This is a genomic window from Streptomyces sp. NPDC001604, assembly GCF_042893475.1.
In the GTDB taxonomy this organism is placed as follows: domain Bacteria; phylum Actinomycetota; class Actinomycetes; order Streptomycetales; family Streptomycetaceae; genus Streptomyces.
Window position 1 is genome coordinate 76,014 of sequence record NZ_JBIAUY010000006.1, and the last position, 21,282, is coordinate 97,295.

General features: G+C 69.4%; 17 protein-coding genes. 5 read left to right on the forward strand and 12 right to left on the reverse strand.

All coding sequences use genetic code 11. The features are described 5' to 3' along the window. Nucleotides 1-145: 145 nt before the first annotated feature. Complete coding sequence (locus ACFY1E_RS18725; protein ID WP_389077116.1) at nucleotides 146-1,018, forward strand: LysR substrate-binding domain-containing protein; 873 nt, start codon at nucleotides 146-148, stop codon at nucleotides 1,016-1,018. On the opposite strand, the gene ACFY1E_RS18730 is transcribed toward ACFY1E_RS18725, so the two are convergent. Next, nucleotides 1,015-1,995: an Lrp/AsnC family transcriptional regulator gene (locus tag ACFY1E_RS18730; RefSeq protein WP_389077119.1), complete on the reverse strand. Its 981-nt coding sequence runs from the start codon at nucleotides 1,993-1,995 to the stop codon at nucleotides 1,015-1,017. The genes ACFY1E_RS18725 and ACFY1E_RS18730 overlap by 4 nt on opposite strands. A 131-nt stretch (nucleotides 1,996-2,126) precedes the next feature. On the opposite strand from ACFY1E_RS18730, the gene ACFY1E_RS18735 reads away from it, so the two are divergent. Continuing rightward, on the forward strand, nucleotides 2,127-3,635 hold the full coding sequence (locus tag ACFY1E_RS18735) for an MFS transporter (RefSeq protein WP_389077122.1): 1,509 nt from the start codon (nucleotides 2,127-2,129) through the stop codon (nucleotides 3,633-3,635). A gap of 241 nt (nucleotides 3,636-3,876) precedes the next feature. Next, the gene (locus tag ACFY1E_RS18740; RefSeq protein WP_389077124.1) at nucleotides 3,877-5,703 is read left to right on the forward strand and encodes an AMP-dependent synthetase/ligase; all 1,827 of its coding nucleotides are present in this window, start codon (nucleotides 3,877-3,879) and stop codon (nucleotides 5,701-5,703) included. 18 nt (nucleotides 5,704-5,721) lie between these two features. On the opposite strand, the gene ACFY1E_RS18745 is transcribed toward ACFY1E_RS18740, so the two are convergent. Genes ACFY1E_RS18745 through ACFY1E_RS18785 form a run of 9 tightly spaced genes read right to left on the reverse strand, consistent with a single transcriptional unit; the run spans nucleotide 5,722 to nucleotide 17,438 of the window. Further along, nucleotides 5,722-7,752, reverse strand: coding sequence for a PQQ-dependent sugar dehydrogenase (locus tag ACFY1E_RS18745; protein ID WP_389077127.1), 2,031 nt, complete (start codon nucleotides 7,750-7,752; stop codon nucleotides 5,722-5,724). A gap of 11 nt (nucleotides 7,753-7,763) precedes the next feature. Beyond that, entirely contained in the window at nucleotides 7,764-10,013 is a 2,250-nt protein-coding gene (locus ACFY1E_RS18750) for an alpha-galactosidase (protein WP_389077129.1), read from the reverse strand. Next, nucleotides 10,010-13,237: a glycosyl hydrolase family 28 protein gene (locus tag ACFY1E_RS18755; protein WP_389077132.1), complete on the reverse strand. Its 3,228-nt coding sequence runs from the start codon at nucleotides 13,235-13,237 to the stop codon at nucleotides 10,010-10,012. Before ACFY1E_RS18755 ends, ACFY1E_RS18750 begins: the two co-directional genes overlap by 4 nt. A gap of 11 nt (nucleotides 13,238-13,248) precedes the next feature. Further along, entirely contained in the window at nucleotides 13,249-14,037 is a 789-nt protein-coding gene (locus tag ACFY1E_RS18760) for a Tat pathway signal sequence domain protein (RefSeq protein WP_389077135.1), read from the reverse strand. 4 nt (nucleotides 14,038-14,041) lie between these two features. Next, complete coding sequence (locus ACFY1E_RS18765; protein WP_389077137.1) at nucleotides 14,042-15,229, reverse strand: glycoside hydrolase family 105 protein; 1,188 nt, start codon at nucleotides 15,227-15,229, stop codon at nucleotides 14,042-14,044. Beyond that, nucleotides 15,226-16,302, reverse strand: a complete 1,077-nt coding sequence (gene pqqE / locus ACFY1E_RS18770; RefSeq protein ID WP_389077138.1) for a pyrroloquinoline quinone biosynthesis protein PqqE — start codon at nucleotides 16,300-16,302, stop codon at nucleotides 15,226-15,228. The genes ACFY1E_RS18765 and pqqE overlap by 4 nt, the downstream gene beginning before the upstream one ends. Further along, nucleotides 16,299-16,553 (reverse strand): pyrroloquinoline quinone biosynthesis peptide chaperone PqqD, encoded by a 255-nt coding sequence (gene pqqD, locus ACFY1E_RS18775; RefSeq protein WP_389077141.1) that lies wholly within the window; start codon nucleotides 16,551-16,553, stop codon nucleotides 16,299-16,301. Before pqqD ends, pqqE begins: the two co-directional genes overlap by 4 nt. Beyond that, nucleotides 16,550-17,266: a pyrroloquinoline-quinone synthase PqqC gene (gene pqqC, locus ACFY1E_RS18780; protein ID WP_389077143.1), complete on the reverse strand. Its 717-nt coding sequence runs from the start codon at nucleotides 17,264-17,266 to the stop codon at nucleotides 16,550-16,552. Before pqqC ends, pqqD begins: the two co-directional genes overlap by 4 nt. Before the next feature lie 22 nt (nucleotides 17,267-17,288). After that, nucleotides 17,289-17,438, reverse strand: a complete 150-nt coding sequence (locus ACFY1E_RS18785) for a pyrroloquinoline quinone precursor peptide PqqA (RefSeq protein WP_389077145.1) — start codon at nucleotides 17,436-17,438, stop codon at nucleotides 17,289-17,291. A gap of 300 nt (nucleotides 17,439-17,738) precedes the next feature. On the opposite strand from ACFY1E_RS18785, the gene ACFY1E_RS18790 reads away from it, so the two are divergent. Then, a complete protein-coding gene (locus ACFY1E_RS18790) occupies nucleotides 17,739-18,575 on the forward strand; it encodes an aldo/keto reductase (RefSeq protein ID WP_389077147.1) in 837 nt (278 codons plus the stop codon). A 94-nt stretch (nucleotides 18,576-18,669) separates the two neighbouring features. Here ACFY1E_RS18790 and ACFY1E_RS18795 read toward each other — a convergent pair whose 3' ends face one another. Then, the gene (locus ACFY1E_RS18795; RefSeq protein WP_389077150.1) at nucleotides 18,670-19,281 is read right to left on the reverse strand and encodes a hypothetical protein; all 612 of its coding nucleotides are present in this window, start codon (nucleotides 19,279-19,281) and stop codon (nucleotides 18,670-18,672) included. Nucleotides 19,282-19,485: 204 nt separating this feature from the next. Between ACFY1E_RS18795 and ACFY1E_RS18800 the strand changes: the two genes are divergently transcribed. Further along, a complete protein-coding gene (locus tag ACFY1E_RS18800) occupies nucleotides 19,486-20,181 on the forward strand; it encodes a glycoside hydrolase family 75 protein (protein ID WP_389077152.1) in 696 nt (231 codons plus the stop codon). A 66-nt stretch (nucleotides 20,182-20,247) separates the two neighbouring features. On the opposite strand, the gene ACFY1E_RS18805 is transcribed toward ACFY1E_RS18800, so the two are convergent. Beyond that, nucleotides 20,248-21,150, reverse strand: a complete 903-nt coding sequence (locus ACFY1E_RS18805) for a class I SAM-dependent methyltransferase (RefSeq protein WP_389077154.1) — start codon at nucleotides 21,148-21,150, stop codon at nucleotides 20,248-20,250. Between the last annotated feature and the right edge of the window lie 132 nt (nucleotides 21,151-21,282).

Genomic DNA, 21,282 nt, shown 5'->3' on the forward strand with positions numbered 1-21,282 from the left:
CGGTCGGCGGGTCCGGGTCCGTGCCCGGTGGCTGTCCGGGGCCGGAGGGCCCCCGTTCATCGTCCTCCTCCGGCAGCCGATCGGGAATCCGTCATACCGCTCTGACTGTCATCGCGATCCACGATGAGCGGCTACCATCGTTCCCATGTACGACCCCTCTCACCTGCGGACCTTCCTTGCGGTGGCCCAGACGCTGAGCTTCACGCAGGCCGCCCGGCGGCTGGGGCTGCGGCAGTCCACCGTCAGCCAGCACGTGCGGCGCCTGGAGGACGCCACCGGGCGGCAGCTGTTCTCCCGGGACACCCACTCCGTGGAGCTGACGGAGGACGGCGAGGCGATGCTCGGGTTCGCGCGGCGGATCCTGGAGGTGCACGAGCAGGCCTCGGCGTTCTTCACGGGGACGCGGCTGCGGGGCCGTCTGCGCTTCGGCGCCTCGGAGGACTTCGTGCTGACCCGGCTGCCGGAGATCCTGGAGGGCTTCCGGCACGACCATCCTGAGGTCGATCTGGAGCTGACGGTCGAGCTGTCGGGCATCCTGCACGAGCAGCTGGCCGCCGGGAAGCTGGACCTGGTGCTGGCCAAGCGGCGCCCGGAGGACCCGCGGGGCGAGCTGGTCTGGCACGACGAGCTGGTGTGGATCGGCGCGGAGCGGCTGCGCCTGGACGCGGACCGGCCGGTGCCGCTGATCGTCTTCCCGCCGCCGGGGATCACGCGCGCGCTGGCCTTCGAGTCCCTGGAGCGGCAGGGCCGGCCGTGGCGCATCGCCTGCACCAGCGGCAGCCTGAGCGCGCTGATCGCGGCGGCCCGGGCGGGCCTCGGCGTCATGGCGCACTCCCGCGGTCTGGTCCCGCCGGGCCTGGTCCGCGTCCCCGACCGCTTCGGCCTGCCCGAACTCGGCCGTGTCGACTTCGTCCTGGACCACGGCCCCCGCCGCACCTCCGCCCAGAGCGCGGCGGACGCGCTGGCGTCGAGGATCCTGGCGGGCGGGGTCCGGCTGCAGCGCGGACGCAGTGGTTAGCGCGGCCTCGGCCGGTACGTCAGCTGCTTGACGTTGCGCAGGTACGGCGTCACCTCCACATGCTGGACGCCCTCCAGATGGCCGAGGGGGCCGCTGAGGTAGTCGTACAGGTCGGAGGTGTTCCTGACCACCGCCGTGGCAGTGACGTTGGTGGGTCCCGCGGTCGCGGAGACGTGGGCGATCGGGGCGTGATCGGCGAGCGCCCGGCCGACGGAGTGGAGTGCCGTGGGGGCGACGGTGAGCCAGAGGGCGGCCATCAACGGGTGGCCGACGATCGCGGGATCGTACTCGCAGTCGATGTAGATCGCCCCGGAGGCGATCAGGGTGGCCAGGCGTCGTTTGACCGCGGACTCCGAGCGGCCGGTGGCGCGCTGGAGCTCGGGGTAGGTGGCACGGCCGTCGCGTTCGAGGACGGCGAGCAGCGGCTCGTCCTCCGGGTCGATGCGGGCGGGGCCCGGCTCGGGGACGGGATCGGGGGTGAGGGCCTCGATCTGGTCGGGGGCGAGTGCCGAGAACTTCTGCAGCCAGCCCTGCGGGCCGCCGAAGAAGCGGTGCAGCTTCTGGTACGCGCGGATCTCCAGCAGCCTCGGGGTGCGCGGGAGTTTGCCCATCAGGAGGTCGTCGCGGTCGCCGGCGTTGCGCGGCCGGGTGCCGAGGACGATCTCCGTGCCGCCGGAGGCGAGGCCGATCCAGCTGGTGTCGGGCCGTTTGGCGAGCGCCTCCGCGATGGTCTGGGCGCTGTCGGGGACGCACCGCAGTCGCAGCGTCCAGTGGTCCAGGCCGAGCGAGTCGCTGTCCAGGACCGCGACGACGCGCAGACCGCCCTCGGCGCACAGCCGCCGGAAGCGGCGCGCGACGGTCTGGTCGGAGACCCCGAGCACGGCGCCGATCCGGCTGAAGGAGGCCCTGCCGTTGATCTCCAGCGCGCTCAGCAGTTGCAGGTCGAGCTTGTCGAAGACATCGGATTCCATCTCCATACGGGACACCCCTGTCGGATTCCGTCGACAGACCCCTGGTTTCCGTTGCGATCTGCCGCTCACCGCCCATGGTACGGAGAGACGCAACGGAGAGACGCAACCGACGTACACGAAGCACTGGAGTTGAGGACATGCGTACATGGGGGCCGCTCACGGCCGTGTGCCTGAGCACGTTCATGTTGTTGCTGGATGTGACCATCGCGGTGGTCGCCCTGCCGGACATGGCGGGTTCGCTGCATGCGTCGCTGAGCGATCTGCAGTGGGTGATGGACGGGTATGCGCTGGCGCTGGCCGCGCTGCTGCTCGGGACGGGCGCCGCGGCCGACATCCTGGGCCGGCGGCGGGTGCACGTGGTGGGCGTGGTGGTGTTCGCGACGGCCTCGCTGCTGTGCGGTCTCGCGGGCGGGCCGGGAATGCTGATCGCCTCGCGCGCACTGCAGGGTCTCGGCGGGGCCGCGATGCTCGCGACCACACTGCCGCTGGTGGGCTCCGTCTACCAGGGCAGGCAGCGGTCGGTGGCGCTCGGCGTGTGGGGCGCGGTCAGCGGTGCGGCGGCCGCGGTGGGGCCGGTGCTCGGCGGGGTGCTGACGGACGGGCCGGGCTGGCGGTGGATCTTCTACGTCAATCTGCCGGTGAGCGTGGCCGCGGTGTGGCTGACGCTGAAGGTCGTCCCGGAGTCGCACGGCTCGCGTGAGCGGCGTGTGGACTGGGTGGGCACGGTGACCTTCGCGGGCTTCGCGGGCGGACTGACGTACGGGGCGGTGCGGGCCGGGGAGCACGGCTGGGGCGAGACGGGCACCCTCGTGACGTTCGCGGCGGCGGCGGTGGCCCTGGTCTGCTTCCTCGCCGTGGAGCGGCGCGGCACGGACCCGCTGCTGGATCCGCGGTTGTTCCTCAAGCCCGCGTTCTCCGTGGTGATGCTGGGCGCGCTGGCCTTCAACGCGGGGGCGTTCGGTCTCATGGCGTACGACTCGATATGGATGCAGTCGCTGCTCGGGATGAGTCCGGTGCGCGGCGGGGCGGTGTTCCTGTGGATGTCGCTGTCGGCGTTCGTGGTGGCGGCGGCCGGCGGACGGCTGCTGCACGGGGTGCCGGCGCGGATCACGGTCGGCGGCGGCCTGCTGCTGGTCGGCTCGGGGCAGTTCTGCATGACGGTGCTGGACGCGGGGTCGACGGCGTCCGCGCTGGCGCCGGGCATGGTGCTGGTCGGTGTCGGTACGGGACTGGCGGCGCCCGGCATCGCGGGCGCGGCGCTGGCCGCCGTACCGCCGGAGCGGTCCGGGATGGCGGGCGGCGCGGTCAACACCTTCCGGCAGCTCGGTCTCGCGCTCGGCATCGCCGTCTACGGCACCGTGCTCACGTCGCGCATGCAAAGCACGCTGCCGCACGACGCGGCCCATGCGCTGGCCGGAGGCGCCGCCGGGGCTCTGCGCGGGGGCTTCTCCGAGCATGCGCTGCGGTCGGCGTTCGCGTCGGGGCTGAACACGGCGGCGGTGGCGGCGGGGCTGACCGCGACGGTGGCCGGAGCACTGGTGATCGTCCTGGTCAGGACGGCGCGCCCGACCCGGACGGAAGTAACGGAATCCTCCGCTCCGACGCTGACAGAGGAGAGGACGACTCCACTCGGGCAGACCCGCTGACGGGCGCCGGGGGCGGTTATCAGGTCGTACAGATTCGGTGGAGATTACGGGACCGAAACTTACTCAACCGTCAGTTTTCTGTCCGACCCTTCCGGATGTGAGCGCATTTTCCGCCCGTGACCAGCGTGTACCTGAGCACTGCTCGGATGAGGCCCCCCTCCCGCCCTGTCGCCGTCTGGGGTAGCTTTCACGCCCTGTGCGAGGTAGCACTAAATCGGGCGCTGAGGAGCGGGGAGCGGGTTTGCGCGAGTTCACCAACCCTCCGTTGACGTTGTCACCGCCGGTGGGCGGTCTGGCCGACGTCGTCTTCGAGCGTGCCCAGGAAGACCCGCTGCACATCAGCCTGGGCCGCAAGGACGACCAGGGGCAGTGGCGTGATGTGACGGCGGCGGAGTTCCGGGACGAGGTGCTGGCCCTGGCCAAGGGGCTGCTGGCCCGCGGCGTTCGCTTCGGCGACCGCGTCGCGATCATGTCCCGTACCCGCTACGAGTGGACCCTGTTCGACTTCGCGCTGTGGACGATCGGCGCCCAGGTGGTGCCGATCTATCCCACGTCCTCGGCCGAGCAGTGTTTCTGGATGCTCTACGACGCCGAGTGTTCGGCGGCGATCGTGGAGCACGAGGACCACGCGATGACGATCGCCAGCGTCATCGACCGGCTGCCTCAGCTGCACCAGTTGTGGCAGCTCGACATCGGAGCCGTGCAGGAGCTGTACGACGCGGGCGCGTACATCGACGACGACGTGGTGCACCGGCACCGGCAGGCGGTCACCCCCGAGTCGACCGCGACGATCATCTACACCTCGGGCACCACGGGCCGCCCCAAGGGCTGTGTGATCACCCACGGCAGCTTCATGTGGGAGGCGGACACGGTCGCCCAGCGCTGGGATCCGGTGTTCCACTCCAAGAAGGGCGACGAGGCGGCGACGCTGCTGTTCCTGCCGCTCGCGCACGTCTTCGGGCGGATGGTGGAGGTCGCGGCGATCCGCGGAGGGGTGCGTTTCGGCCATCAGCCGCAGCTGAACGCGGCCGCGCTGCTGCCGGACCTGCAGGCGTTCAAGCCGACGTTCATCCTCGGGGTGCCGTACATCTTCGAGAAGGTCTTCAACGCCTCCCGCCGCAAGGCCGAGAAGGAAGGCAAGGCCGGGCCGTTCGAGAAGGCCATCGACATCGCCGTGAAGTACGCGGACGCCGTCGAGGCGAAGGCCTGGGGCCTCGGTCCCGGCCCGTCGGCCGGTCTGCGCGTGCAGCACCAGCTGTTCGACAAGCTCGTCTACTCCAAGGTGCGGGCCGCGATGGGCGGCCGTATCCGCAACGCCATCACGGGCGGTTCCGCGATGGACCGGCGGCTCGGCCTGTTCTTCGCGGGCGCGGGCGTGCAGATCTACGAGGGTTACGGCCTCACGGAGTCGACGGCGGCCGCGACCGCCAACCCGCCCGGACGCACCCGCTACGGCACCGTCGGCCAGCCCATCCCGGGCACGACCGTGCACATCGCGGACGACGGCGAGATCTGGCTGCACGGCCCCAACATCTTCCAGGGCTACCTCAACAACCAGAAGGCCACCGACGAGACCCTGCACGACGGCTGGCTCGCCACCGGCGACCTGGGCTCCCTCGACGAGGACGGCTATCTCACCATCACCGGCCGCAAGAAGGAGATCCTCGTGACCTCCGGCGGCAAGAGCGTCTCCCCCGGTCTGCTGGAGGAGCGGGTGCGCGACCACCCGCTGGTCAACCAGTGCATCGTCGTCGGCAACGACCGTCCGTACATCGCCGCCCTGGTCACCCTCGACCAGGAGGCCGTCGAGCACTGGCTGACCATGCGCGGCAAGCCGCAGATGTCGCCCGCCGAGCTGGTGCGGGACGCCGACCTGGAGACGGAGGTGCGGCGCTCGGTCGTCGCCGCCAACACCCTCGTCTCGCAGGCCGAGTCGATCCGCACCTTCCGGATACTGGCCCAGCCGTTCACCGAGGAACACGGTCTGCTGACCCCGTCCCTGAAGCTGAAGCGGAAGGCCATCGAGAACGCCTACGCCAACGAGGTCGAGGCGCTCTACCGGGCCTGAGCGGCCCCTGACGCTCCGTCAGCTGATGTTGATGCGGAAGAGCTTGTCCGATCCGTCCGGCTGGTTTCCGTTGTTGTCGCAGTTGGTGGTCGACAGCCACAGCTGGTCGGCGCCCGGCACCTTGGTCACGGTCCGCAGACGGCCGTACGTGCCCACGTAGTACGCGGTCGGTGTGCCGACGCTCTCGTTGTCCCCGTTGATCGGGATGCGCCACAGCCGCTCGCCGCGCAGGGACGCCATGTAGACGACGTTGCGGACGATGGCGATACCGCTGGGCGAGGCCTCGGAGACGTTCCAGGTGGCCTTGGGGTTGGTCATCCCCGCGGTGCTGCAGTTCCCTTCGCAGATCGGCCAGCCGTAGTTGGCGCCCGGCTTGATGAGGTTGAGTTCGTCCTTGGAGCTGTTGCCGAACTCCGCTTCCCACAGGCGGCCGTTGCGGTCGAAGGCGAGGCCCTGCGGGTTGCGGTGGCCGAGGCTGTAGACGTAGTTGCCGAAGGGGTTGCCGGGGGCCGGCTTCCCGTCCGTCGTCATGCGCAGGATCTTGCCGTTGAGGGAGTTCTTGTCCTGTGCCAGGTCGGGCGTCTGGGCCTCGCCGGTGGAGACGTAGAGGTAGCCGTCGGGGCCGAAGGCGAGGCGGCCGCCGTTGTGGTAGCGGTTCTTCTTGATGCCCTGGAGCAGGATCTTGTAGTCGCTGAGCTTGGTGCCGTCGTACGTCATGCGCACGACCCGGTTGCCCTCGGAGGCGGTGTGCATGAAGTAGACGTAGTGGTCGGTGTCCCACTTGGGGTCGACGGCGACGCCGAGCAGTCCGCCCTCGCCGTTGGTGGTGACGGCGTTCGGTACGGTGCCGACCTGGGTCCGGGTGCCGTTCTTGGTCACCTTCCAGACACGGAAGTCGTCCCGCTCGGTGACCAGTGCGCTCTGCCCGTCGGGCATCCAGTAGGTGCCCCAGGGGATGGTCCAGCCCGTGGACAGGGTGGAGATGGAGCTGGGGACGCCACCGTCGGTCGCACAGGCCTTGGTCGTGAAGGTGACGGTGCTGCTCGGCTCGGAGGTGTTGCCCGCCGCGTCGCGGGCGACGACGTTCAGCGCGTACGGGCTGTTGCAGGCGAGCCCGGTGAGCGTGGTCGACGTACCGCTCGTGACCGTCTTGTAGACCGTGGTGTCGCTGCGCACGTCGTAGGCGACGACCCCCCTGTCGTCGGTCGAGGCACCCCACTTGAGGTCGGCGCTGTTGGCGGTGACATTGCTCGCGGACAGCGTGCCCGGCTTGCTCGGCGGGGTGGTGTCGGAGCTGGGCCTGGTGGTGCAGTCGACGACCGGGCTGGCGGGCGAGGTGTTGCCCGCCGCGTCGCGGGCGATCACCGTGAGGTTGTAGTCGGTGTTGGGGGTGAGCCCGGTCAGCGCCTTGGAGGTCGAACTCCCCGGCGCCTCACTGATCTTGTTGCCGTGCTCGTAGATGTCGTACGCGCTCACCCCCACGTTGTCCGTGGACGCCCCCCAGGCCAGGGTCAGCGCATCCTCGCCGATGTCCGAGCAGCTGGGCTGTCCGGGACGGGTCGGGGCCTGGGTGTCGGCGGCCGCGTCGAGGCTGATCCGGTCGAGGTTGGGGCCGCCGTTGGCGCTGGTGGCGGTGGCCCGGATCTTGTCGGTGCCCGCGGTCAGCGGAACGTTGACGGTCTTGGTGACCCAGGTGTTCCAGTCGGCGGTGGCCGGGAAGGACACCCCGGAGGCGACGACCGCGCCGTTGACGGCGATGTCCATCGGCCGGTCGGTGGAGGTGCCGTTGGCGTAGCGCAGGGTGAGGGCGGAGGTGCCGCCGGAGGCCGCGCTGACCGTGAACTCCACGTAGGAGCCCTTGACGTTGGTGTAGTCGACGAAGCCGGTGCCGGTGTACCCGGTGTGGTTGGTGGCCACGGTGCCCTGCGAGATCAGGGCGCCCTCGGCCTGGTAGTCGGTGGCGGCCAGCGCGGTGCCCTGGCCGAGGCCGGCGAGCGGCAGCGCCAGGGCCGCCGCGACGCCGTACGGCAGAACTCTTCTGATGTTCACGGATGTTCCCCTCAGCCCGTGTACTGGGTGAAGACCTTGAGGTAGTCGTACGGCTGCTGCGTCACGCCGCTACAGGCGTCGCCGTCGGTGCCCGAGCCGCAGGCCCGGTCGCGGTTGACGGCCCAGTAGGTGAGCCGTCCGATGTGGTGCTGCTGGGCGTAGGCGAGCATGGTCTTGAAGTCGGCCACCCGCACGCGCTCACCGGAGTCGTCGGTCTTGCCGTTCATCGACGACAGCCCGATGTGGGTGTAGGCGGTGGCGTCGCTGTAGCCGTACGCCGACTTCACCCGGGCCTTGAGTCCTTCCATGGCCTTGGTGGTGAGGCTGCCCATGGTGGTGGTGCCGCCGCCGAAGTCGAACGGCATGATGCACCAGACGTCGTTCGCCAGCCCGGAGTCGGCGGCCCGCTTGATCATGTCGACGCCGGTGGAGTCGGGGCCGGAGGAGGTGGTGCCGAAGGTGATGACGGTCTTCAGGCCCGGGTTGTTCGCCTTCACCGTCTTCAGCGCGTCGACCACCCGCTGCCGCACGGTCGCGTTGGACCACTCGGTGTTCTCGATGTCGATGTCGAGCGCCTTCAGCCTGTAGGCGTTGATCACCTTCTGGTAGGCGCCGGCGAGCGCGGAGGCACTGGAGCACTTCTCGCCGAGCTTGTTCCCGCTCCAGCCGCCGACGGAGACGACGACGTCACCGCCCGCGCCTCTGATCGCGTTGATCGTCGACTGGTCGCTGCCCCCGGTCAGCGGGCGGGAGCCGTCCCACTTCGGGTTGCAGGTGCCGTCGGAGAGGATGAAGGCGAGGGTGAACCACTTGACGCCGGTCGCGGACATCACCGACGTGGGGCTTTGGGGGTTGCCCCAGCCGAGGTACTCGTAGGGGGCCACGGCGAACCCGGGCGAAGCGGCGGCCGCCTTCAGGGAGTTGACGGGCTTGACCCGGATGAGCCGGGTCTCGCCCGGACGCAGGGTCGCGCTGTAGGAGTCGGCGATCACGCCCTTGTGGGATCCGGACCAGAGGTCGGTCACGTCACCCGAGCCGTTGAAGCCGACCTGCGACCAGTTCACGCTCACCGTCGCGTTGCCCGAGGTCCCGGTGTTGAACAGGGCCACGACGTACTGTCCGTCGCTCTCCTTCTTGCTCCAGACCTGTTTGACACCGCTGCTGACGATCCGCTTCGCGGCGACCCCGTCCTGGTCGACGCCGATCAGCCGGTCGTTGGTCAGCATCGCCTTGTCGACGGAGTCGAGTCGGGTGAGGTCGGTGCCGAGCAGCAGCGGGGCCGCCGCCATCGACCACAGCGTGAAGTGCGAGCGGCGCTGGTCGGCCGTCAGGCCCACCTCGTCGCCGTTGCCGATCTCCAGCGAGTCCAGGTCGTTCCAGCCGCCGGGCCCGGCGTACTGCTGCCAGGAGGCGGCCGAGTCGAAGCGCTTGGAGACGTGGGACCAGTCGGTCAGCGGATAGCCGCTGCCGTTGCTGCCCGGCCCGCAGTAGCACTCGACGTCACCCTGGGTGCGCCAGCTGTTCGCCAGTTTCCGCCAGGTGGAGGCATCCGCGATCGGCAGGTTGTTGGACAGGGCGAAGTTGATGGGCCGTCCGCCGGCCCGCAGCGCCTTGTCCCAGGCCTGGACGTCGGGGATGTCGGCGCTGCCCACCCCGTCGATCTTCAGGTAGTCGACACCCCAGGACGCGAACTGCTTGGCCCAGGAGTTGACGAACTCCTGGGCGCCCGGCTTGGAGTAGTCGATGTAGTACATGTTCTTGCAGTTGTAGTTCTTCTCGGTCCTGGACGTGTCCGCGATGTCCTTGGCGTGGTACGAGGTCCCCTCGATCGGCGTGTTCTTGGTGACGGCGTTCTTCGCGATGCCCGGCGTGACGTAGAAACCGAACTTCAGGCCTTTGGAGTGGACGTAGTCGGCCACCCCCTTGATGCCGTCCGGGAACTTGGCGGTGTCGACGGCCCAGCGGCCGTAGCCGTCCACGGTGAAGCCGTTGCTGTCGCACTTCTGCCAGAAGTCGTCGAGGTTGACGTAGACGAAGCCGTGGTCCTTGAGGCCACTGGAGACCAGCGCGTCGGCCTGCGCCTTGATCTTCGCCTCGGTCGGCGTGCGGCGCACGAAGCTCCAGCTGGACCAGCCCATGGCGGGCCGGACGGACTGGCCGTTGTCGGAGGCGGCCGCCGGGTGGGCGGTGCCCACGAGCGGCACCGCCGCGGCGAGCAGCAGGCCCGCCGCCGCGGCCGTGAGCGATCTGAGACGGATCATGACTGTCCCCCGTTCGCGGGTGTGGCGTACGACGTCCCGATCCACGCCTCGTCGACCCGCAGTCGCTGGTAACGGGTGGTGTCGCTGGAGGCGGCCCAGGTGGTGTCGACCTCGAGCCGGACGTAGCGGGCGCCCGCGGCGGTCAGGTCGATGCCCTGGATTCCGCGGCGGCTGGGCAGCTGGCCGGACTTGACCGCGCTCCCCCAGGTCGAGCCGTCGTTGCTCAGGAACACCTTGTAGTCCTTGATCCGCGCCGACTGCTCGGTGCTGGAACGGGCGTAGGCCACGGAGTCCTCACGCTGGTTGAGCCCGATGTACTGCACCTTCTTGGCCGAGCCGAGGTCGAAGGTGAGGTTCACGGGGAGGGTCTTGTTGTTGTCCCAGTAGGTGAGGTAGTCGCCGTCACCGGCCGCCGACGCGGCGTGCCCGCTCGCGGAGGCGCTCGCGCTGACCTTGACGCCGGCGAGGATGCCCTGGCGGCCTGCCGTCGTGACCTTGAAGACCGTGTCGTACGGGTCCCAGTTGCCGAGCCCGCTCAGGGTGAGCACGCCGCCGGACTGCGACCACGAAACCGCCGCTCCCGTGCGGAGGTTGGTGACGGAGGCGATGCGGTAGCCGTTGTCGCGGATGCGCAGGGTGCTGGTGCCGGGCGGGGTCAGGACATGGACGTACTGCAGGTTCGGGTCGCTCTTGCTGATCGTCGTGACGCCGTGCGCGCCGTCGTTCCAGAAGCCGGGCTTGAGGCCGCCGTACATGTAGCCGCCGCCCTCGGTGCCGTGCAGGGACTCCCAGATGGGGTCGAGGTAGGAGTCGGCGAAGGTGTTGAAGGATGCCTGGTTCGACGGGAACTTGCCGTTGACCTGAGCCGTCTCGGCCATCAGCGCCTTCACCGAGGAGCCGGCGTTGGTGATGAGGCGGCCGAGGGTGAGTGCGCGGTCGACGGAGGGGTTGGAGCCGTCGTACCACCAGGCGCCGGTAGAGGGCAGCTTGAAGTCGGCCTCGGTCAGGCGGGGTTGGGCGGTGTAGATCGCCTGCGGGTAGTCGTAGGCGGGTGTCATTCCCGTCTTCTGCTCGTTGCTGATCATGTCCATGATCGGCGTGTCTTCGTTGTTGTTGCTGAGCGTGTAGTTCGGGCGCTTGTCGTAGATCTGCTGGTAGAGGTTGTGGCTCTCCCAGTAGGAGTTGTCGTTGTCGATCCAGAAGCCGCCGAGCTCGGGGTAGCGGTCCATGACCTCGAAGAAGTTGTCGTAGCTGAACTGCCCGAAACCGTCGCGGGTGGTGAGGTCGACTCTCTTGCCCTTGTAGGCGGAGTAGGCGGCCGAGTCGAGCCACTCGTGGCCGCCCTCGTCGTGCCACTTCGGGTCGTCGGTCATATAGAGGATGACCTTCATGCCCTTGGCCTTGGCGGCGGTGATCAGCTCACCGAGGAAGTCCCGCTTGGTGGAGCAGGATCCGGGGATCTTCGACGGCCAGGGGCGGGCATAGCCGAGGCGGCTGTGGAAGGTGGCGACGACGAGGTACTGGGTGTGCAGTTTCTGCGCCTCGTTCACCCAGTACTGCGGTGTCCAGCCGCCGCTCGTGACGTCGTTCTCCCAGGCGCTGCAGCTGGTGTGGGCGGGTGCGGTGCGCAGGCCCCAGTGCAGGAAGAGGCCGCCGACCGAGTTGCGGAGGAAGTCCTGGCGGGGGTTCTCCAGATCGAGGGGCCGTACGGCGTTCGTGCAGTTCTCGGTGGACCCACTGCTCGACACCCGCAGCGTCACGCCGCTCAGGCAGTACCCGTCGACGTCCTGGAAACCCAGGTCGTACGGCGACGCGGAGCCGCGCCCGGCGGTGAAGCCGGTGAAGCGGATGTCGCTCGCCGCGTTGGCGATGACCGCGGGGCGGCCGTCGTCCGACGCGAACCCGACCGAGCTGTCGGCGAACTGGACATGGTCGGCGTTGTGCACGTACCAGCCGTAGGCCGGGCGGGTGCCGATGGCCTTCGGGTTGTAGTCGCCCGGGTCGTTGCTCGGCACCGCGGTGGACATGGTGCCGTGGCCACCGGGCACGGTGATGTGGACGTCGTGGAAGGTGACACCGTTGATCCGGTGGCCGCTCTCGCCCCACAGGGTCGGGCTGAAGGACGGGCTGTTGCCGGTGGCCGTGATGTTGTCGTAGGTGATGTTGCCGATCGATCCGATGCCGGGATGGTTGCCGCAGCGCTTCCGGGTGCCGATCTTCTGCATGATCGGCGAGTGGACGTCGGTCATCGTGATGTCGCGATAGTGGACGTCGGAGATCTTCGCGCCGTCCATCGACACCATGCCGAGGCCGGACTTGTCGGCGCCGTCGATCCGGATCTTCTCGAACTGGTAGTCCGAGAAGTCTCCGCAGGTCTCGGAGCCGAACATCAGGGCGTTGCAGCACCTGGCGCCGAGCGTCGAATCGCTCACCCGCACATGGCCGTTGGGCAGCTTGGCGCCGAGGGCGTAGTCGCTCTTGAAGACGAGCGCGTCGTCGTTGGCCTTGATGTTCGCGTGGGTCACCGTGACGTTCGTCGTGGAGATGATGTTCCAGCCGTCGCGGTCGCTCGCGGTGTCGATCGTGAGACGGTCCGAGGTGACGTTCTTGCAGCCGTTGATGAGTGCGGCGAAGTGGCCGCCGCGGCGCAGGGTGAGCCCGTCTCCGATACGGAGTCCGTCGCAGCGCGTCAGGGAGATGATCTTGTCGGCCTCGCCGGACTTCGGGTTGCCGGTGATCAGGTTGCCCATGCCGTCGATGACGCCCTGCCCGACGAAGCCGATGTCGGTCAGTTTGTCGCCGTGGATCATCGCGTCGTGGAAGTGGCTGTGCCCGTAGTCCTGGTAGGCGTCGTACGGGTTGGACTCGGCCTTGTCGTAGGTGTCGGCGCCGGAACCCTGGATCGTGGCGCCCTTGTCGAGCTGGAGCGTCACATGGCTCTTCATGTGGATGGTGTTCTGGGACTTGTAGGCGCCGGCGGGGAAGCGCACGATTCCGCCGCCGTCGGCCGAACTCGCCGCCGTGATGGCCCGGTTGATGGCAGGGGTGTCGTTGGCGGAGCCGTCCGCCTTGGCTCCGTAGTCACGGACGTCGTAGACGGCGGCGGTGTGCGGGGGGCGGTGCGGGGCCGCGAGCGCGGCGGGGTGGGCGAGTCCGAGGGCGACGGCGACGACGAAGAACACGATCGCCGCCGCCCCCGTCCGCCGTGCGGTGGGGGGTCTCATATGACGGCCTCTCAGACGAGTTGGTAGCCGCGGAGGTTGGTGAGCAGCAGGTAGGTGTCCTGCAGGGACCCGGAGGTGTCGCCGAGGGAGCGGTAGATGCCCCACTTCGGGCGCACACGGTCGGCCAGGAAGGTGTCGACGCCGGTCTTCGACGCGTCGACGACGGTGGAGCCGCCGGACTTGAGGATCCAGCGGACGGAGCCGGCCGAGCCGTTGCCGACCTTGATCTGGAAGTCGACGTCGGTCCATGTGTCGTGCAGAGGATCCAGGTCGGTGCGGCCGACGAGGATGTCGTCGACGGCCAGCTTCAACTCGATGGTCTGCCTGCCGTTCACCCGGCGCAGCGACTGCACCACGATCGGCGAGGTGCCGTTGCCCGGCTGCTTCATCTGCATGATGTGCGTGAAGGTGGTCGTGGCCTTCAGCGAGCTCGGGATGTACATCGAGTACGTGAGACGCCAGGTCTGGCCCTGGGTCCACTTGAGGTAGTTGCCGCCGCTGCCGTTGCGCAGGCCCGTGACCTCCTGGCGCTGACGGTCTGTCGAGGTGTCGCGGTCGACGGTGTGCATGTTGAAGCGCCAGTTGTTGCCGGTGGCGAAGATGTGCGGATGGCCGGCGGGGTGCGAGTCGGCGCGGTCGTCCTCGACCGTCTCGAAGGCGCCCAGGCCGTCGCGGCTCGCGGACGGCGCCCACTTCTGCTGCCAGGAGGCGGCGTGGGCGGTGCCGGCCGGCAGGCCGACCGCCGCCGTGGCCGCGCCACCGAGAGCGGCACCCAACAACACCCTTCTGGATGTGCTCATGACATTAATCACCTCGCAGTTGCTCGTTCATGATCAGGAAGGCGCCCAGGCCGTGGAAGTCGTTGGTGGCCCGGGTGCGGGCGATGTAGTACGCGTAGTCGCCGACGTTCGTGCCGACGGAGATGTCGGCGAGGTCGGTACGGCCGTCCGGGCCGGTCGACAGCTTCGCGAGCACCCCCTGGTATCCCCGGCGGGCGACGTCCGCGTAGTGCGGGTCGAGGTAGTGCTGCTGAGCTCCGCGTGAGAGGGCGTAGGTGAACATGCTGGAGCAGGACGTCTCGGTCCAGTTGCCGCTGCGGCCGCCTTTGTCGATCACCTGGAACCAGCGCCCGGTCGCCGGGTCCTGATACTTCTCCAGCCCGGCCGCCAACTTTCGGAAGACATCGAGCAGCTGGGTCCGGCGCGGATGGTTCGCGGGGAGCGCGTCCAGCACATTGACGACCGCCATGGAGTACCAGCCGACCGCGCGACACCAGTGCTCGGGGGCGAGCCCGGTCTGCGGGTCGGCCCAGCTCGCGCTCTTCGACTCGTCGTAGGCGTGCCGGAGCAGACCGTTCGCCACCTGCAGATGGCTGCCGTACACGTACAGCTGCTTCGCCGCCTCGTCGTCGGTGTGCGCGCTGTCGCCGAACTCCTTGCCGTACTCGACGAGGAACGGGTTCACCATGTAGACGCCGTCCGACCAGAGCTGGTGGGCGCGGCTTGCGGAGTCCGCGTGCCAGAAGCCGCCGTCGGCGGTGCGCGGGTAGGTGCTCAGGCGGTCGACGATCTTCTTGGCCGCCTTGCGGTAGCGGTCCTGGCCGGTCTCGTGGTGCAGGATCACCAGCAGCCGCCCGGCCTGCATGCTGTCCAGGCTGTTGAAGGACTGGCCGATGGAGCCGTCGCTCTTCACGAAACGGTCGACGTAGTCCTTGATGTAGGCCAGATAGCGGGCGTCGTGGGTGCGCTTGTACGTGAGGTACTGGCCGTAGAGGTAGAGACCGACCGGGTAGGACCAGCCGCCGATGCTGCTCGGGGTGTAGCGGGCCATCGTGGAGTCGACGACGGCCACGGACCAGTCGGGGGCGGTGGCCCTGAGGTGTGCGGGCGCGGGGGCGGCGGGCGGAGCCGGTGTCGCCGCCGGCAGGGTGACGAGGCCGGCGGTGACGAGGGCGAGGGTCGTCAGTGCCGTCCGCAGACGTCCGGTTCTCATGTTCCTCCCTTTCGGTAGGCGTAGGCGAGGTCACCGCGCGGCTCCTCGACGAGATCGCGCACGAGGTGGTGGTCGGGGGCGTGCCGGCAGGCGGGGTCGGTACGGCCCGCGTCGCCGGTGAGCGCGTGGGCCTGGCAGCGGCAGCCGCCGTGGTCGGTGGAGCGCAGGGCGCAGCCGCGGCAGGGCTCGGGCATCCAGGACTGGCCGCGGTAGGCGTTGAAGGCCTTCGACTCCCGCCAGATCCACGCCAGTCGGTGCTCGCGCACGTTCGGCGGGTCGAGGTCCGGCAGGGCGGCCGCGGCCGGGCAGGGCAGGACCGTGCCGTCCGGGGCGACGGTGAGCGATACGGCACCCCAGCCGCCCATGCAGGGTTTCGCGGTGGCATCCACCCAGTCCGGGGCGACCCACACCAACTCCACCGCGCCGTCGAGGAGCTGGCGCCAGCGGGAGACCGAGGTGCGGGCCTGTTCGACCTGTTCCCGGGTGGGCAGCAGGGCCGCGCGGTTGCGCAGGGCCCAGCCGTGGAACTGCGCGTGGGCGAGTTCGATGCGGTCGGCGCCCCACGCGAGGCCCAGGGCGATCAGGTCGTCGAGGGCGTCGAGATTGGCGCGGTGGAGCACGATGTTGAGGCCGAAGGGGAGACCGGAGGCGCGGATCAGCCGGGCGGCCCGCTCCTTGGCCGCGAACGAGCGGGCGCCCGCGATGCGCTCCGAGGCCCCCGGGTCGGCGTGCTGCACCGAGAGCTGGACGCTGCGCAGCCCGGCCCCGGCGAGCTGCGCCGTGCGCCGCTCGCTCAGGCCCACCCCGCTGGTGACCAGCTGTGTGTAGAGGCCCGCGGTGTCGGCGGCCGCGACGATACGGGGCAGATCGCGTCGGAGCAGGGGCTCGCCGCCGGACAGGTGTGTCTGCACGACGCCGAGGTCGGCGGCCTGGCGGAACACGTCGGACCACTGCCCTGCGTCCAGCTCCCTTGACCGACCGATCAGTTCGACGGGGTTGGAGCAGTACCCGCAGCGCAGCGGACAGCCGTGGGTGAGTTCGGCGAGCAGCGCCCAGGGGGCGTCCACGGTCATACGAGCCAGCCCTCCTTTCGCAACGCGGCGAGGAAACCGGGGACTTCGGCGGCGACGGGCGCGGTCGGGTGCCGTTCGCCGAGTTCGGCGACGATGGCGTCCACCGCGCGCGTGCCGTCACAAAGGCGCAGGACAGGGCCCGCGCTGCCGCGCAGTACGACCACCCGCTCGGGGAGCAGCAGCAGGGCGGTGTCCCGCACGCGGTCGTGGTGCAGGACGACACCGCGGGAGAGCGCCGGACGCCAGGTCATGGGCCGCCTCCGGCCACCGCGTCCAGCAGCGACCACAGCACCTCGCACTTGAACTCCAGGGCGGACAGCGCGCGTTGCTGCTGCTCGCGGCTGCGGGCCAGGTCGAGGACCAGGGCGAGGGCCTCGGCTCCGTCGCGGCCGCCCTGGTCGATGCGGGTGCGGAAGTAGGCGAGGCCGTCCTGGTCGATCCAGGGGTAGTGCCGCTCGAAGGCGGCGATACGGGTGCGCATGAGGTCGGGTGCGGCGAGTTCCGTGAGCGAGGCGGCGATCGCGTCCAGGACCGGGTGCAGGCGGCAGAAGTTGACGTATCCGTCGACCGCAAGGCGGACGCCGGGCAGCACCCGGGAGCCGTCCCAGAGTTCGTCGCGGTGCAGGCCGGCCGCCTCGCCGAGGCGCAGCCAGCGTTCGATCCCGCCCTCCCCCTCGGCCGTGCCGTCGTGGTCCTGGATGCGGCGCAGCCAGGACCTGCGCAGCTCGGGCCGGTCCAGCCCGGCGAGGATCAGGGCGTCCTTGACGGGGATGTGGCGCTGGTAGTGGAAGCGGTTGGCGATCCAGCGGCGCAGCTCGGCCGGGCTCAGTTCACCGCGGTGCATCCGCAGGTTGAAGGGGTGGCGGTCGTGGTAGCGCTCCGCGGCGACGGCGCGCAGCCGCTCGGTGAACTCGGCGGTTCCCCAGGCGGTGGCGCCGTCGGCACGGACGGTGGTGGCGGTCACGGTGCGGTCGCCGTACGGGCGGTCAGCGGTCGCCGAGGGCGTAGGCGGTCACTTCGAGAGCGGTCTCCACCACCGCATAACCAGGGCTTTGCCAGACGTTTTCATCCGATGTCTCCCGCTCTTCCGGCAGCGGCTGTTCCGTGCGGAGGACATACCGAAGCGTCTCGTTCATGGAGCCGTACCTGCTTTCCTGAGGGGTGGGGGGCTGGGGAGGCCCAGACAGGCGCGAGGTGTTCACATGCATGCACCGAGTTCATGAACTCGTTCGGTGGCGCGATCCAGAGTTGCGGGACGAAGGGCCCGCGTCAATGGTCCGGACCGAAGACGTCGGATGCATTTCCGGACAATCCCTGGATCCGTCAACTGACTCGACAGTCAGTCGGGATGGATTTTCCGGTCAGGAATGCATGACCGCCCGTGATCGTTGACGATGGGAGTACCACCTGACGACAACCGTAAGGATCGAGAGCTCGTGAGCAGCAAGGTCCCCCCGATCATCCTCAACAACGGCGTCAAGATGCCCCAGCTGGGCTTCGGCGTCTGGCAGGTGCCGGACGACGAGGCGGAGCGGGCCGTCGCCACCGCTCTGGAGGCCGGGTACCGCAGCATCGACACAGCGGCGATCTACGGCAACGAAGAGGGCACCGGCAAGGCGATCGCCGCCTCCGGCGTCCCCCGCGAGGACATCTTCCTCACCACCAAGCTCTGGAACAGCGACCACGGCTACGACTCCACGCTGCGCGCCTTCGACGCGTCGCTGGACAAGCTCGGCGTGGAGTACGTCGACCTGTACCTGATCCACTGGCCGACCCCCGCCCGGGACAACTACGTCGACACGTACAAGGCGTTCGAGAAGCTGCACGCCGACGGTCGCATCCGCGCGATCGGCGTCTCCAACTTCGAGCCCGAGCACCTTCAGCGGCTGATCGCAGAGACCTCGGTCATCCCGGCGGTCGACCAGATCGAGCTGCACCCGCACCTGCAGCAGCACGCCGCCCGCGAGTACCACGCGGAGCAGGGCATCGCGACCGAGGCCTGGTCGCCGCTCGGCTCGGGCAAGGGCCTCCTCGAGGTCCCGGCGATCGTCGCCATCGCCCAGAAGCACGGCCGCACCCCGGCACAGGTCGTGCTGCGCTGGCACCTTCAGCTGGGCAACATCGTGATCCCCAAGTCCGTGACCCCGTCCCGGATCAAGGAGAACATCGAGGTCTTCGACTTCAGCCTGGACACCGAGGACCTGGCGGCGATCAGCGCCCTCAACGAGGACCGGCGCCTGGGTCCGGACCCGTCGACGTTCAACATGGCCTGACGGCTGGCGCGGTACACGGGTCGGCCCCCGCCGTTGGGCGGGGGCCGACCCGTGCCCGGAGCCGGCGCTCCGGCCGACTCCCGCACGGAACCCGTCAGTCGCCGCGCACGTCCGCGTGGACGACCTCGAACTCCTCCAGCGAGGTCACGGTCACGTGCGCCTTGGCCGCGCCCTCGTGCCGGGCCACCGCCTGGGGCCCGCGGGACGCAACGAGGGAGCCGCGGTCCGTGAACGTGGTGCCGACTCGGCCGCGTCCACGCTCCCGGTCGACGAGCAGAACCGCCCTGGCCAGCCCGGACAGCGTCTCGAGCCTGGGCACCACCGAGGCACGGAAGGTCTCGGTGAGCAGGTCCGCGTCCATGGGGTCGAACTCCAGCCTGGTGATCCGCAGCCCGGCGCCCGCCTCCGGCTGCCGCACCTGGTGGAAGACCGTCGCCTCGTAGTTCTCGACCGCGGTCGTCGCCGCGAAGGGCTCCAGCAGTGCACCACGCCGCTCGCGCATGACCTCGTCGCTGTTGCGCCGGGCCTCCTCGGACTCCCACCAGCTCGCCGCCAGCAGCTTGCCGACCTCCCGGTCCACGAAGATGCCGGCCCCGCGATACCCCGGGCGCTCCTCCAGCAGATCCCGTCCCTGTGAGTTCAGTGCCCTGATGGCCGTGTCGATCTTCGCGGGATCCCCGGTCGCATACACCGTGCGGACGAACATGACGCCTCGCCTCCCAGAAGTCGGGCGCATATCTGGATATTCCGTGGCTCCAGTCTTCTCCTTCGGGCAAACCGCTGCAATAAGGACCGGAGGTGGGTCCGTAGCACGGAAGTCCAGACCAAGGGGTTGACGGGAGCACGTAAAGGGGGCCACCTTGTACGGCACCCGAGTAAGGAAACTTTCCTAACAGAAGGGTCCCCCACAGTGCGCCTACGAACACTGACCCTCGCCGCGGCCTCCGGGGCCGCCCTGCTCGCCGCCGGCGTGCTCCCCGCGAACGCCTCCGGTACGGCAGGACCGGCGTCCGCCCAGGAGGGCTCGGTCAGCGCGTCCGACCTGCTCGCCAAGGTGACCTCGTGTCAGCAGATCTCCAACGGCAAGTACAAGACGGACGACGAGACCTCGGCCACGGTCCCCGTCTGCGGCAAGAACGGCGCGGTCTTCTGGAAGGCCGACATGGACATCGACTGCGACGGACAGCGCACCTCGAAGTGCAACGAGAACACCGACCCCTGGTACCAGGACGACACGGCGTTCCACCAGTCCAACGGCAAGCCGCTCAGGGCCGATTCACTGCCGTACGTGGTCGTGCCCAGCTCCAGCAGCATCTGGAACTACTCCAGCTCCGGCATCAAGGGCGGCGGCGTGGTCGCCGTGATCTACCACAACAAGGTCGAGTACGCCGTCGTCGGCGACACCGGCCCCACGAAGATCATCGGTGAGGCCTCGTACGCCACCGCCCAGGCCCTCGGCATAGACAGCAACCCCGAGACCGGCGGCGCCGACTCCGGCGTGACCTACATCCTCTTCAAGAACTCGCAGGTGTCCCCCATCGAGAGCCACAGCGCGGCGGTCTCCCTGGGGGATCAGCTGGCGAAGAAGTTCCTCCAGAACAACTAGGACGCGGGGCACGCAAGCTCTCAGGCAGCCCAACTGGCCTTGTACAACGGCCAGTTGGGCTGCGCCTCACATGGCATGGGCCGCCGTGTGCACCGTGTGTGCCGCCAGGACGAACACGTCCGGGCGGTGGTGGACGCTCGCCTTGTCGTCGGGGTCGAGGAGCTGGTCGAGGGTGGCGCGGTCGGTGGCGTCGAGGTGGTCGCCGAGGCTTTCGCGGAGGCGGGAGAGGGAGGCTGCGACATAGGCGCGGGCGCGGTCCTTGGCCGGGGCCGGCAGGTCCAGCAGGAAGGTCCGGGTGCCGGTGGGCCTGAGGCCCGCGGCGGCCATCAGGGCCGGCCAGTCCTCGGTCTCGGCTACCGCGCCGGGCAGGCTGGAGCGCATCTCGGCGAACCACTCCTCCTCCAGCACGTCGAGGCGGGCCTGCAGTCCGGGACGGCCGATCCCGATGTCGCGCGGCAGGAACCGCGCGGGCAGTCCGCCCTCCATGAGCGCGAGTGTGCCGCCGGGCGCGAGCCGCGCGGCGAACGCGGCCAGAGCGGCCCGCTGGTCGCCGATGTGGTGCAGGCTGCGGCTGGCCCACAGCAGATCGGCGGGGTAGTCCAACTCGTCCAGTACTCCGGGCAGTTCACCGGTGAGCGTGCCGAAGCGATCGCCCACCCCCAGCCGGTCGGCCCGGGCACGGGCCCGCTCCAGGAGCGGCGCCGAGCCGTCGACCGCGACGACCCGGGCCCCGGGGAAGGCCTCGGCGAGCAGACAGGCGACGACACCGGGCCCGCTGCCGGCGTCGACGATCAGCCCGGGTTCGGTCTGTTTGTCGGTCAGCCAGGTCATGGCCCGCTCATAGAGGGACGTGAACAGCTCCGCCTGCGACTCCAGCATCGGGGCCATCTCGGCCCAGTCGATGTCGGTGTGGTCGTGGCGGTGACCGTGACCGTGCTCTCGGTGTCCGTGGTGGTGTCCTTGCGCCATGGAGGTCAGCCTCTCGTCCGGGTGCGACCCAGCGTGCGCCGACGCACCGCATGACGGCCAGCACAGTTGCCGCAACGGCAAAAGTCGGCGGCAAAAATGAGGTGCACGGTGCCTGACGGGTCATCGACGATG

Bases quoted from the DNA above. Each gene is read 5' to 3' on its own strand.
- ACFY1E_RS18760 (WP_389077135.1), bottom strand. From the start codon at position 14,037: ATGAGCACATCCAGAAGGGTGTTGTTGGGTGCCGCTCTCGGTGGCGCG.
- ACFY1E_RS18765 (WP_389077137.1), bottom strand. From the start codon at position 15,229: ATGAGAACCGGACGTCTGCGGACGGCACTGACGACCCTCGCCCTCGTC.
- ACFY1E_RS18795 (WP_389077150.1), bottom strand. From the start codon at position 19,281: ATGTTCGTCCGCACGGTGTATGCGACCGGGGATCCCGCGAAGATCGAC.
- ACFY1E_RS18730 (WP_389077119.1), bottom strand. From the start codon at position 1,995: ATGGAGATGGAATCCGATGTCTTCGACAAGCTCGACCTGCAACTGCTG.
- pqqD (WP_389077141.1), bottom strand. From the start codon at position 16,553: ATGACCTGGCGTCCGGCGCTCTCCCGCGGTGTCGTCCTGCACCACGAC.
- pqqE (WP_389077138.1), bottom strand. From the start codon at position 16,302: ATGACCGTGGACGCCCCCTGGGCGCTGCTCGCCGAACTCACCCACGGC.
- ACFY1E_RS18785 (WP_389077145.1), bottom strand. From the start codon at position 17,438: ATGAACGAGACGCTTCGGTATGTCCTCCGCACGGAACAGCCGCTGCCG.
- ACFY1E_RS18750 (WP_389077129.1), bottom strand. From the start codon at position 10,013: ATGATCCGTCTCAGATCGCTCACGGCCGCGGCGGCGGGCCTGCTGCTC.
- ACFY1E_RS18735 (WP_389077122.1), top strand. From the start codon at position 2,127: ATGCGTACATGGGGGCCGCTCACGGCCGTGTGCCTGAGCACGTTCATG.
- ACFY1E_RS18805 (WP_389077154.1), bottom strand. From the start codon at position 21,150: ATGGCGCAAGGACACCACCACGGACACCGAGAGCACGGTCACGGTCAC.
- ACFY1E_RS18755 (WP_389077132.1), bottom strand. From the start codon at position 13,237: ATGAGACCCCCCACCGCACGGCGGACGGGGGCGGCGGCGATCGTGTTC.
- ACFY1E_RS18725 (WP_389077116.1), top strand. From the start codon at position 146: ATGTACGACCCCTCTCACCTGCGGACCTTCCTTGCGGTGGCCCAGACG.